Consider the following 11,834-nt stretch of genomic DNA (forward strand, 5'->3'; position numbering starts at 1 on the left):
GTTTATAGCATTCATCTGTATTTTTGTTTGAATGTTGAACTAAATAACCGTTAAGCTGTGTAATTATAATTATAGCTCTTTCTTTATATTCTTCTGATGATATTTCATTATGAATAGGAAGGATGATTTTATATATAAGTTCAAAATTATACTTTTGTATCATTGACAAAGATTCATATACATAGGGTAAGTGGTCTGAAATAGAAAATACCTCTTTAAATGTATGCGTAATGACCGGTTGTTCTATTTCATATATTATATTAGTAATAATATTCATAAACCGATGCAAGGGCGGTTCATTTGCATTTAAGTTGATTAAAATTTCTATACGCTGTATGTAGTCGCAAATTAATTTATCGAGTAAAGCCTTTAATAAAATATCTTTATTTTGGAAATAATGCTGCAAGGTACTTAAACTAATATTTGATTGAGCGGCAACTCCTCGCATACTAAAACCAGAATAACCTTTAGTAAGAAAAACTAGCTCAGCATTTTTTAAGATTTGCTTTATTCTTTCTTGTCCTTTTAGTGTGGTAAAGGACTTCTTTATTTGCATAGTATCAAAGGTATCAATTTTGATCATTATCCAGCCTGTAAGTACTATTTAAAAAAAGGCATTCTAAACCATGAAATTAGAAAAATATAAATAAAATATTTAAATTCTATTAAACTAAATATAGGTCATATGACCTATAGTTTTTTAATTTAGGTCAGGCGACCCAATCTAAAATTAAAAAATAGGTCATATGACTTATTTTTGTTTCTTAAGTAATAGTTAAAATAGGTCGTGTGACCTATTTAAATAATAATGAGTTTCTTCTGATTTTTTTAAATCTATAAATTATTGTATTTGAATAAATATTGACTAATTTTTAATTGATGGATGATATTTATTTTCTCTATTTTTTAGTCTTTTTTTTAAAGTAGGGGTGGGTATTTAGTTAGGTATTTTTTTGACTATTAAAAAAAGAAATTTAAATAAGTAAACATAGTCTTTTTGTAATGTGTGTATACAAGTTAAATAATTGTTATTAAATTGTGAAGAGAATCACACAATAGTAAAAGGTAGTTTGTTTTATATATAAAACAAATTGGACATATTTTATTTATCACGTTTGATTCATTTTGTTCTACAAAACTAATCATTATATATGTAGGTTATGAATATGAAAAACATTCAGAAATCACTTCTTGCAGCATTAATAGTTGCTGGTTATGCGGTAAATACTCAAGCGGCTGTTACTGGACAGGTTGACGTTAAATTAAATATCTCAACAGGCTGTACTGTAGGTGGTAGTCAAACTGAAGGGAATATGAACAAGTTTGGTACTTTAGATTTTGGTAAAACTTCCGGTACTTGGAACAACGTATTAACAGCTGAAGTCGCTTCAGCAGCTACAGGCGGTAATATTTCTGTGACTTGTGACGGCACGGATCCTGTTGATTTTACAGTTGCAATTGATGGTGGTGAACGTACAGACCGCACTTTAAAAAATACTGCTTCTGCTGATGTAGTTGCATATAACGTTTACCGCGATGCTGCTCGTACAAACCTTTATGTTGTAAACCAGCCACAACAGTTCACTACAGTGAGTGGCCAAGCTACAGCGGTACCAATTTTCGGTGCAATCGCTCCAAATACTGGCACAGCAAAAGCTCAAGGTGATTATAAAGATACTCTATTAGTTACTGTAAATTTCTAAATATAAAAAGAAATAATTAATTGAGTGGCAGGTTTACTTAAAAGTGAGTGAACCTGTTTTAAATGGAGGGAAGATGATATTAAATCGTGGTTCTATATTTATAATTTCTTATTTTTTAATTTCTTCATTAAATGCGGGTGGGTTTGGAGCTAAATTAACAAGTCAAATTGAATTATTACCTTCTTGTTCTATTAATAATAAAGTTGTTGAAAATAATGCGACAAATTTAAATTTTGGAACTGTTGATTTTGGTGAAACCTCGACTGGTTTTAATGGGGTGATCGATGCAAGTTTGGTAAATAATGGAAACTCTGGTTTACAAATACAATGTGCTGGTATTTCTACTGTAAAAATAATATTTGGTTCTGGAAATAATGATAGTAAAGTTCCTACTTCATTTTCACAAAATTATTATCATGCATTAAGTAATGGTAGAGATTTTGTTGCTTATAACTTGCTCTATGGTTTAAATAAACAAGTAATTAGAGCGAATGATGCTTTTATTCTTAATGATATGAATACTAAAAAGAATATCGATATTTTTGGTCAAGCCATACACGATGGTGGACGTATATCTAAGGGTGAGTATACAGATATAGTACCAATTACAATTGAGTTTTAAGAAAATGAAATATTTTTATTTTAAAGCAATATTATTGCTATCTGTAAGTCCATTTTTATATGCGGTAGATCCTCAATTAAATTCTAGCTTTAAAGTTCAAGCTAAAATTGAAAATGGATGTTCAATAGATAATATCGAACAAAAAATGGATTTTGGTCAGTATTCAGCTTTATCAAAAGATAAAATCGTTTCCAATATTATAAATAGCAAAGAATCTTGGAATATCCGTTGTACAGAAAGTTTGCCTGTTAGTATTTCTATAGATGGTGGTGAAAATCTACAGAATAATGTAAGACGTATGAAAAATGGTTCATCTTCGAATTATTTAACTTATAAATTATATAACTCTAGCAGTTTATCTACTGAATATATTGTTGGTAATAAATATTTATTGCCTGCCACAACACCTACAAACCGTCTGGCAAATTTTGAAATATATGGTGTCGTTGATTTGGAAAATAATAATGAACCACATACGGCCGGAATTTATAAAGATACTGTTTCAATAATGATTACATGGTGATTTGTATGAACAATTTTGCATTTATTAAAAATGGCATTTTAAAATCTTTTTTATTTGCAAGTACATTATCACTTGTTACACCTGTGATGGCACAAGCAACTTTTTTAATTTGGCCTATTTATCCAAAAATTGAAGCCAATGAAAAAGCAACTGCGGTTTGGCTCCAAAATACTGGCAAGACCGATGCAATGGTACAAATTCGGGTGTTTAAATGGAACCAAGAAGGCTTAAAAGATAACTATAGCGAGCAATCAGAAATTATACCTAGTCCACCTGTAGCTAAAATTAAAGCAGGTGAGAAGCATATGCTTCGTTTAACCAAAAGTGCCAATTTGCCAGACGGCAAAGAACAGTCATATCGTTTGATTGTAGACGAGCTACCGATCCGCCTTTCTGATGGAAACGAGCAAGATGCCTCTAAAGTGAGTTTCCAAATGCGCTACTCCATTCCGTTATTTGCCTATGGAAAAGGTATAGGTAGTGGTTTAACTGAAGAAAGCCAAAAAGCGAATGCAAAAAATCCTTTAGCCAAACCCGTTTTACAATGGTCAGTCCGCAATAATGACCAAGGCCAGTCTGAGCTATATTTAAAAAATAATGGACAGAAATTTGCTCGCCTTTCAGCACTTAAAACTTCAAAAACTGGCCATGATATTTCTTTAGGGAAAGCTGCTTTTGGGTATGTTTTATCGAATAGTACCGTGAAGTTTGCTATCGATAAATCGACTGCAAATGAGTTGTTAAAAACTTCTAAAATTTATGGTGTTGATAGTTCTGGCATAAAACAAGAGTTGATCGAAATTAGCAAAATGGAGGATCCAACATGATCCTTCGGCATAATAATTTATGCAAAAGTATTTTGCTAATTTTGTTGTCGGGTGGATGCTTAAATATTCCAAATATTGCTTTTGCTGGCGATTTGCCTCCACCACCAAAAGATATTAACGAAATTAATCAACTGTTTAAGCTATATCTAGACTTGGTTGTAAACCAATATTCAGTGCAGCAGGTTGTACCTGTTATTGTTAAAAATGATGAGTACTTCATACAAAAAAACAAGCTGATTGATGAGTTGGAAATTCAAATTCCTCAGGAGCTACTGACAAACAACGACACTACTTTAACCAATCAAGATATCTTAACTTTGGGGTTTAGTGGTGATGCGAGTGACTGGATATCTTTAGATAAGTTGAAAGATGTAAGCTATGAATATCAATCATCAAATCAATATTTTAAGCTTAACTTTCCACCTGCTTGGATGCCGACTCAAGTTTTGGGTAAAGACTCATGGTATAAACCTGTCGTTGCTCAGTCGGGTATAGGGCTGCTCAATAACTATGATTTTTATACTTATAGACCACATCAGGGTGGTTCAACCAGTAGTTTATTTACCGAGCAGCGCTTTTTTTCTCCGTTAGGGGTCATTAAAAACTCTGGTGTCTATGTCAAAAACCAATATAAAAACGAAGGTAATGCCGAGCCTCTAGACAATGACGGCTACCGTCGTTATGACACATCTTGGCAATTTGATAACCAAAAGAATGCTACATCTTTTGTACTGGGTGACATTATTACCGGTAGTAAAACGACTTGGGGAAGTTCTGTTCGTCTAGGTGGTTTTCAGGTACAGAGAAACTATTCAACTCGACCAGATTTAATTACCTATCCCTTACCACAGTTTATTGGGCAAGCTGCTTTACCAAGTACAGTCGATTTAATTATTAATGGGCAAAAGACCAGCTCAACTGAAGTACAGTCTGGGCCGTTTATATTGAATAATGTTCCCTTTATTAATGGTAAAGGTGAAGCCGTTGTTGTCACGACCGATGCAGTCGGACGTCAGGTCACGACTGCCGTACCGTTTTATATTTCCAATACTTTGTTAAAGCCCGGCCTATTTGACTATTCATTGTCTTTAGGGAAAATCCGTGAAGACTACGGACTTAAAAATTTCTCTTATGGAAAGTTTGCAAGTGCAGCCGACGCCCGTTATGGGGTAAATGACTGGTTTACCGTAGAAGGACGTACTGAGCTTTCCTCAGACTTACAGTTATTTGGTGCTGGGTCTGTACTCAAACTTGCAAACTTAGGTGTGCTGAGTGCTTCTTTTAGCCAAAGTAAGGCCGACAAATCTATGTCTGAAGATCGCACCAAAGACTTAGAGGGTAAGCAATATACGGTCGGGTACAGCTATAACCGTAATCGCTTTGGTTTTAGCATTAACCATAACCAGCGTGATGATGAATATACCGATCTTTCACGGCTGCAATATAGCAATTTAATTTCGGTCAATAGTAATAAAAGCTTAACGGCCAATACCTACTTTGCCACCAAAAACTCAGGGACTTTTGGTGTCGGATATATTGATACCAAAGCAAATGACTTTAAAAATCGCTTTTTAAACTTGTCATGGGCACCTGTTTTACCGACCTATATGAATGGCGTGACAGTTTCACTCAGTGCTAATCGTGACTTTATCGAAAAAGAGTGGAGTGCTGCATTTCAGCTTTCGATACCACTGTTCCAGCGAAACGCGACTGTGAACTCGGGTTATGCATTTAATAAAGAGGGCGATACGGGCTATGTTAATTTCAACCGTTCTGTACCGTCTGAGGGTGGTTTCGGAGTCGATTTAACCCGACGCTATAATGAAAATAGTGAAGATTTAAATCAGGCACGCATCAATTACCGCAACGGTTATATCAATACCGACTTTGGTATGTCTGGAAACCATGACTATAACTACTGGTTTGGTCTATCAGGTTCCCTAATTTATATGGCGGGTGAGGTATTTGCTTCAAATCGTTTAGGCGATTCTTTTGCCTTGATTGATACCAACCAAGTACCAGATGTTTTGGTTCGATACGAAAACAGTTTAATTGGCCGCAGTAATAAAAAAGGCCATATTTTTGTGCCGTCGGTGACGCCTTATTATTCGGGTAAATACAGCGTCGACCCAATCGACTTACCTTCAAACTTCACCATCACGCAAGTTGAACAACGTATTGCTGCTAAACGCGGCTCGGGTGTTGTGATTAAGTTCCCAGTTCATCAGTCTATTGCTGCCAACGTTTATTTAACTCAAGCAGACGGCAAACCTATGCCTGTTGGTTCTGTGGTGCATAGAGCTGACCAAGAGTCGTCTTATGTGGGAATGGATGGCATTGTCTATTTAGAAAACTTAAAACCGAATAATACCGTGACTGTTCAACGTTCGGATCAAAGCATTTGTAAAGCAGATTTTTCTGTAGATGTAGAACAAGCCAAGCAACAGATTGTGGTGGTTAAGCCTGTTATGTGTCATGAGGTATCTTTACCATGAATATAAAAACAAAAAAATTACTTCGCCATTTAGGCATATTTTCTGGACTGATGCTGGCTGGAAATTTGGCTCATGCTGCATGTAGTGTGAGTGCTTCGGGTTCATCTTCTATTTCGGTTCCGTCTATTTATTTAACGGAAAACGGTGAAAACTCTTCACAGTTTAATTCGGGTTTGTCATGTACGGGTTTTAGCTTAGCTTTGGCGAACATGACCTATTTAAAATATCGGGTTGAGCAAATGTCGAATTCATTTACCAATGCTCAAACTGGAGAAAAACTCAATGCTATTATTTTAGATAGTAACAATGAAATCATTAGCTTAGGCCAAGAAAAAGACATGAGTAGCTTTACACTGGTCAATCTTTTTAGTGGGCCAGATGGTAATTTGCCTTTCTATATACGCCTTCCGGCTGGGCAAAGTGTATCACCGGGTGTGTATCAAGCTGACTCACCATTAAAAGTAAAATGGTTCTATTCTGTACCCGCAGTTGCAATTATTGGCATCGGTGCTTTCTTTGAAAGCCCTGGGTTTAAACGTGGGGTATTAGGAATTGGTTTTAACTGGGGAAGTGGAGCGGACTCGCTTGGTTCGCTCTCTATTACCGTACTTCCGGACTGCCGAATTTTAACGCAAGACGTAAACTTTGGTACGGCCGCTTTTGCTTCTAAGCTTGAGCCTGTACAGTCGTCTATGGGAATACGTTGCTCTGTAAATACACCATATTATGTGAGTTTAAATAATGGACTTTCCCCGCAAAACGGCAACCAACGAGCGATGAAGTCACAAACGGGAAATACATATTTAAAATACGATATTTTCAAAAACTCATCGAATGACCGATGGGGAAGCGGTAACGAGCGTTGGTCGAGTTTAAATGCGACTCTTAACCCCGGTGTACATAACGGAGTGACGCAGCAGAGCTATGTCTTTACCACAAAAATTGTCGATGAAAATGCAGACACAGTACCAGCGGGAACCTATCAAGATACGGTTACGGTACAAGTCGAGTTTTAAAAGCTAATTTATATAGAAGATAAAAGCTCAGTTCATGGGCTTTTCGACTTTAAATAAATGAAAAAATAGAATTTTTTATAAATTATAAATAACGTTTTTATAAAAATACTGATATGTTGTTAAAGTAAAATAACTCAACAAGAGCAAGTATTGCTGAAATTTTGGTACTAAATAATGAAAAGAATACATACAAAAATTGGAGATGTATTTGTAGTTAAGTTGGAGAATGGAAGAAAAAAATATTTTCAACTAGTGGTTTTTGATTTAACTCAATTAAATAGTGATGTAATTCGAGTATTTAAGACATCCTATTCTGAAGATAATAAATGCAATTTATCTGAAATCATTAATGATGAGGTTGATTTCTATGCACATTGTGTAACTAAGTGGGGCATTCAGCTAGGGTTTTGGGAAAAGGTTGGAAAGTCCTTGGAAGTTGGCAATAACGATGTGTTATTCCGTAGTAGTAGCGATGACCCTAAAACAAAAATATCGGATAACTGGTGGATTTGGAAAGTTAATGAACCACAGCAATATGTAGGAAAATTAGAAGGGGAAAATAGGCTTGCAGAAATTGGTAGTATCATACCGCCAGATAGTATTGTTTATAAAATAAACACAGGAAAATATGATTTTGTATATCCTGAGTTTGAATAAAATAAATGTAAGATTTACCTTATTGAAATTAGATATTTTAAAAGTGGCTTAGATATCTAAGGCTTACTCAAGCTCTAATTGGTCATCATCTTTGGTAATTTTAATCTTTATCTTTTTATATTTTCGTTTATTTGGATCTAACGCCGAGTTCATGACTTCATCTGCAAAAGGCGGGCACTGCATGAGCTTTGCATACGCTCTATAGCCGATGCGTATACGAGTAGGGGGGCAATCGGTTCTTTTTGAATAGTATTCAATGAGAGAGTTCAGTTCTTGTAATAAAGTTTGCTGTTCCATCATACATACTTAACACTTAGATAACTCAAGCATAATAGACTTAAATGTTTAGTGGAATATGTATTTAAAATATACAAGTTACTTAAATTGTGACCTGGTTCGCTAAAACTACTATTTTGTGTATCAAGTTTGTTTTTATATAAGTATAAGCTGTTTTTTTAACCGAAATGTCATAATGAAAAGTTAAGTTAGGCCTATAACAAGAAAAGATGAAGATTGTTGCGAACAATAAAACCAAGAAGCAATTTTCAAGTAAAGCTGGTCTGTTGTAATTAAGCTAATTCGAAAGAATTGGCTTTTTTGTTTTAACAAAATGAGGCATTTTTGTGTACTCAAGTGAGGTGATCAAAAGTGTTCTGATCACCACCCCATGCTCTTAATAATTAATTAAAATAATTATTGATATGCGATATATAACCTTGATCATTCAAAAAGGGGATAATTAAATGTTGCTGTGCTCTAGTTATCCCCACATATGCAAGACATTTTTCGGCTTCAGGATCTCTATCTTCTCTAGGCATATTGTCTAGACCAATAAAAAAAGCTATAGGAAATTCTAAACCCTTACATCCTTCAATATACATAACTTTAATACTATTTAATAAGGGATTAAAGTTCAGTTTTTCTTCCCGTTTAAGTAAAAAAGTGACAGCATCTGGACCAAAAGTCTCTAATAAATTTTTTCTGATTAGTTCAAGCAACTCACGATTACCTGGTGTAATAATGATACCCATATCTTTAAAGGTGTATTTATCTGATGAAATTGCTTTTTGAATTGCTTTAATTAAATATAAAGTTAATTCTTCAATATTTTTTAACTGTTTAAGAACAGGTTCTGAGCCAGAATGACAATATTCTATATTAGGTGTTAGGCGTGATGATAAATCATCTTCATCAGTTAGTATCTCATTTGAGCCATCAGAAAATAAACTAGCTAATCTAAGGATCTCCTTTGTATTGCGATAGCATTCTTTAAGTTCGGTTGGCTTTTTACCTTGTACAGTTAGTCCAACAGATTTCCAATTAGGACGCTTTCGGCCAAAGACATTTTGTGCTGGGTCATAGCAAAATAAGATACTATTTGTTTCAGGATCAATTAGATTGGTTATTCCTCGTACCCAATCATCTGAAAGATCCTGACCTTCATCAATTAAAATCGCTTGATATTTTTCAGTAGAATTCTCATTTATATAGTCGATTAATAAACGACCTATTCGCTCATTATATTGACTTTGATCTTCATCTGGATATTTTTTTAAATTTGCTTGAGTAATTTTCTTAACTAGTCCATGAAAATGAGTAATAGTGATATTTGATGGTGAATTTTCATTTAAGATATTCAGTTTAAGTTGATTTAACAAATTAAGGTTAAAACATATAACAAGAATTTTCCATTCAGGATTTGTCTGCTGTAAATACTTAGCACGACATGAGAGAACAACACTTTTCCCACTTCCTGCTACACCTTTTAGAATTCGATGTCCTTCACCAATATTTTTTGCTACTTTTTCTTGCTCAACACTTAAAGCTTTAACTGTATTTATATTTAAAAATTCAGTTTGATCACCAATACGAATTTCAGGAAATAAAGTATATCTTAGATGTTGTAACTCTTTAAAATTCAGAGGTTCAAAAGGAAAGTTAATACGATCGAATTTTAATGACGCTTTAATTTTTTTTATAAAATTCTTACATTCATCTCGATTGTCTAAATCAAAATTAAGGTCATCAGAAAACAAAGCTTGCTCATTTGGTATTATTGAATCATTAATTAATCCTAAATCAGTTGCTTCTTTACGACTCATATTTGTAAATGCAATACATTTGCCGATAGGAAAACGGATATTTCCTGCATATTCACCATCAACTTGGATCAAAGAGGTATTTTTGCCTACAAGGTCCCTAATTTTGTTGACGTAATTTCTTGCTTGTTGCAAAGGATTTGTAACTTCTACTTCTTCATTTTCATTATAGAAGTTACCGCGAAATTTACGTGGGTTAAAACTTTTAAACCTATTTTTAGACCAATCTTTTACTTCTAAAACTATTATCCCAAAGTCTTGGCTGAAAATTACAAAATCACTATACCGTCCTAGAACAGGAGTGTCATACCAAACATAATGTTCATCATCGGGATGAAGAGCCTCTCGTAAAATTTTAAATATTTTCTTCTCGCCAGATGTTGCTTTATGAATCTTTAAAATACTTTCAGGGATCATTTCAGCCATAGATTTATCTCAAACTTTTTATAAAGGATTATTTTAAGAAGTTGGCAATTGTAAGAAATAATGTGAAACATATCAAATTTATATATAATGTTTTAATAAATCTCTTTAATCTGGAGTTAATAAAGATAATGGTACAGCTTTTACCTATTAATTATTCTGAAATTCCAGATAATTTTAATAAACTAAGAGATTTATTTGAATATGGGTGGGAAAATGGCGATACCGATTATGGTTGGTTTTGGCAATGGCATAGTTCATTCGAAGAGAAATTTGAGCTTTATGAAATCAAAACGGGTTCATTTGGAGATGGGTATATTGTCTTAATAAAAGCAATTTTAAGTGCAAAATATGGCAAACCAATAGGCTATAAGTTTTCAAAACTTTTACAAGTAGCGCATGTTCTTTTAGAGCATCATCCAGAATTTTGGAAACATTTTCTATTAGTAGTAAAGTATTATGGTCATATGGATTTGCTTAAATCACAAGATATAAAAGGGAAGTTGTTTAGTAAAACTAAAAAAATATCAGCAGAGAATTTTGATTCAGATCACTCTTATAATTCATTGATAGAATTTTTGTGTCCCATTTTTGAAGGGAGATTATTTTTATGGGAATATCAGCAGACTTCTACTGAAGAAAAAAATTTTGATTTACCACTCGTCGCTTTACAATATTTTTTTGAAAATTCGCGTCCCTTTAAAGAGTTAGGTTTTAGCCAAACTCAATTTGAATCATGTGTTAGACGTTATTTATTAAATTATTTTGATGTTGATCATAGACTTTCTGTTGTAAACAATGAGTACGTTATAAAATCTATAAATATTGCCAAGATGAGTAATAAAGATCACACGCATTTATCTGTTTTTTCTCGTAGGGATGTAGATTGGCAAAATGCAGAAATTAAACTTTTTTTATCAGTAGTTTCATTTTTAGAATTAGAAGAATTTATTGAACAAGGTTTATACTGTAGTAATAGTGACTGTTTCTTTTTGACACTAAAAGACGATCAACTAAAAATTACTAAAAAGAAAAATCATTTAATAGATAAGCTTTTTTCAAGAATATTAGAACTTACGATAGGTCAATATGAGTGGAATGATATGATTGGGCACGGTTTTCCATCTTTATTTATTGATGATCCTATTTCTAGTTTATAAACCCCAATTTAACAATAAATTTTAATTATTTATCCTTACTTTTTAATGATCTATTTTAAAACAAATGTCATTTTGTGTGCTTGACTGCAATAAGGTTGAGCACTATCCTTTGCCAGCCGGCTTTGACAGGCTGAATCAAACGAGCATTAAAGGTTTTATACTTTTAGTGTTTAGCCACTCTCGCCCCCTCTGCGGTGGAATGATCTGACCCCATAAAGTTGGACAGTTAGTTAAGCAGTTTTTATAAACTGGTTTCTATATTGTACAGGGGATAAACCTTGTAGCTTTACCTTGATTCTCTCATGATTA

The 11,834-nt window shown here is 33.6% G+C and carries 12 protein-coding genes; 8 read left to right on the forward strand and 4 right to left on the reverse strand.

The window, feature by feature from the left end:
* The coding region (locus ACH8JV_RS18660; RefSeq protein WP_396523077.1) for a TetR/AcrR family transcriptional regulator at positions 1–583 on the reverse strand (583 nt) is incomplete at its 3' end.
* Positions 584–1,166: 583 nt separating this feature from the next.
* On the opposite strand from ACH8JV_RS18660, the gene csuAB reads away from it, so the two are divergent.
* The 7 genes from csuAB (at position 1,167) to ACH8JV_RS18695 (ending at position 7,843) form a co-directional block, all read left to right on the forward strand.
* Positions 1,167–1,703 carry a Csu fimbrial major subunit CsuAB gene (csuAB, locus tag ACH8JV_RS18665; RefSeq protein WP_002049140.1) on the forward strand — a complete coding sequence of 179 codons (537 nt, stop codon included), beginning with the start codon at positions 1,167–1,169 and terminating at the stop codon, positions 1,701–1,703.
* A 73-nt stretch (positions 1,704–1,776) separates the two neighbouring features.
* Positions 1,777–2,325 carry a spore coat protein U domain-containing protein gene (locus ACH8JV_RS18670; protein ID WP_396523091.1) on the forward strand — a complete coding sequence of 183 codons (549 nt, stop codon included), beginning with the start codon at positions 1,777–1,779 and terminating at the stop codon, positions 2,323–2,325.
* A 4-nt stretch (positions 2,326–2,329) separates the two neighbouring features.
* Positions 2,330–2,848 carry a spore coat U domain-containing protein gene (locus tag ACH8JV_RS18675; RefSeq protein WP_396523079.1) on the forward strand — a complete coding sequence of 173 codons (519 nt, stop codon included), beginning with the start codon at positions 2,330–2,332 and terminating at the stop codon, positions 2,846–2,848.
* Positions 2,842–3,675 (forward strand): Csu fimbrial biogenesis chaperone CsuC, encoded by an 834-nt coding sequence (csuC, locus tag ACH8JV_RS18680; protein ID WP_396523081.1) that lies wholly within the window; start codon positions 2,842–2,844, stop codon positions 3,673–3,675. The genes ACH8JV_RS18675 and csuC overlap by 7 nt, the downstream gene beginning before the upstream one ends.
* Complete coding sequence (csuD, locus tag ACH8JV_RS18685; protein ID WP_396523083.1) at positions 3,672–6,170, forward strand: Csu fimbrial usher CsuD; 2,499 nt, start codon at positions 3,672–3,674, stop codon at positions 6,168–6,170. Before csuC ends, csuD begins: the two co-directional genes overlap by 4 nt.
* On the forward strand, positions 6,167–7,186 hold the full coding sequence (gene csuE / locus ACH8JV_RS18690) for a Csu fimbrial tip adhesin CsuE (protein ID WP_396523085.1): 1,020 nt from the start codon (positions 6,167–6,169) through the stop codon (positions 7,184–7,186). The genes csuD and csuE overlap by 4 nt, the downstream gene beginning before the upstream one ends.
* A 174-nt stretch (positions 7,187–7,360) precedes the next feature.
* The gene (locus tag ACH8JV_RS18695; protein WP_396523087.1) at positions 7,361–7,843 is read left to right on the forward strand and encodes an Imm26 family immunity protein; all 483 of its coding nucleotides are present in this window, start codon (positions 7,361–7,363) and stop codon (positions 7,841–7,843) included.
* Positions 7,844–7,906: 63 nt separating this feature from the next.
* Here the strand turns inward: ACH8JV_RS18695 and ACH8JV_RS18700 are convergent, their stop codons facing one another.
* Positions 7,907–8,140, reverse strand: coding sequence for a hypothetical protein (locus ACH8JV_RS18700; RefSeq protein WP_025469101.1), 234 nt, complete (start codon positions 8,138–8,140; stop codon positions 7,907–7,909).
* Between the two features lie 383 nt (positions 8,141–8,523).
* A complete protein-coding gene (locus tag ACH8JV_RS18705; RefSeq protein WP_343568286.1) occupies positions 8,524–10,368 on the reverse strand; it encodes a 3'-5' exonuclease in 1,845 nt (614 codons plus the stop codon).
* A gap of 128 nt (positions 10,369–10,496) precedes the next feature.
* On the opposite strand from ACH8JV_RS18705, the gene ACH8JV_RS18710 reads away from it, so the two are divergent.
* A complete protein-coding gene (locus tag ACH8JV_RS18710) occupies positions 10,497–11,525 on the forward strand; it encodes a hypothetical protein (RefSeq protein ID WP_396523089.1) in 1,029 nt (342 codons plus the stop codon).
* A 230-nt stretch (positions 11,526–11,755) separates the two neighbouring features.
* Here the strand turns inward: ACH8JV_RS18710 and ACH8JV_RS18715 are convergent.
* A partial coding sequence (locus tag ACH8JV_RS18715; protein WP_146050574.1) for an IS3 family transposase occupies positions 11,756–11,834 on the reverse strand: 79 nt, incomplete at its 5' end.

The sequence above is a fragment of the Acinetobacter sp. ABJ_C5_2 genome (assembly GCF_044538485.1).
Classification (GTDB): domain Bacteria; phylum Pseudomonadota; class Gammaproteobacteria; order Pseudomonadales; family Moraxellaceae; genus Acinetobacter; species Acinetobacter nosocomialis_A.

Coding starts and splice junctions, on each gene's coding strand:
- csuAB (WP_002049140.1), top strand. CDS start 1,167: ATGAAAAACATTCAGAAATCACTTCTTGCAGCATTAATAGTTGCTGGT.
- ACH8JV_RS18670 (WP_396523091.1), top strand. CDS start 1,777: ATGATATTAAATCGTGGTTCTATATTTATAATTTCTTATTTTTTAATT.
- ACH8JV_RS18675 (WP_396523079.1), top strand. CDS start 2,330: ATGAAATATTTTTATTTTAAAGCAATATTATTGCTATCTGTAAGTCCA.
- csuC (WP_396523081.1), top strand. CDS start 2,842: ATGGTGATTTGTATGAACAATTTTGCATTTATTAAAAATGGCATTTTA.
- csuD (WP_396523083.1), top strand. CDS start 3,672: ATGATCCTTCGGCATAATAATTTATGCAAAAGTATTTTGCTAATTTTG.
- csuE (WP_396523085.1), top strand. CDS start 6,167: ATGAATATAAAAACAAAAAAATTACTTCGCCATTTAGGCATATTTTCT.
- ACH8JV_RS18695 (WP_396523087.1), top strand. CDS start 7,361: ATGAAAAGAATACATACAAAAATTGGAGATGTATTTGTAGTTAAGTTG.
- ACH8JV_RS18700 (WP_025469101.1), bottom strand. CDS start 8,140: ATGGAACAGCAAACTTTATTACAAGAACTGAACTCTCTCATTGAATAC.
- ACH8JV_RS18705 (WP_343568286.1), bottom strand. CDS start 10,368: ATGGCTGAAATGATCCCTGAAAGTATTTTAAAGATTCATAAAGCAACA.
- ACH8JV_RS18710 (WP_396523089.1), top strand. CDS start 10,497: ATGGTACAGCTTTTACCTATTAATTATTCTGAAATTCCAGATAATTTT.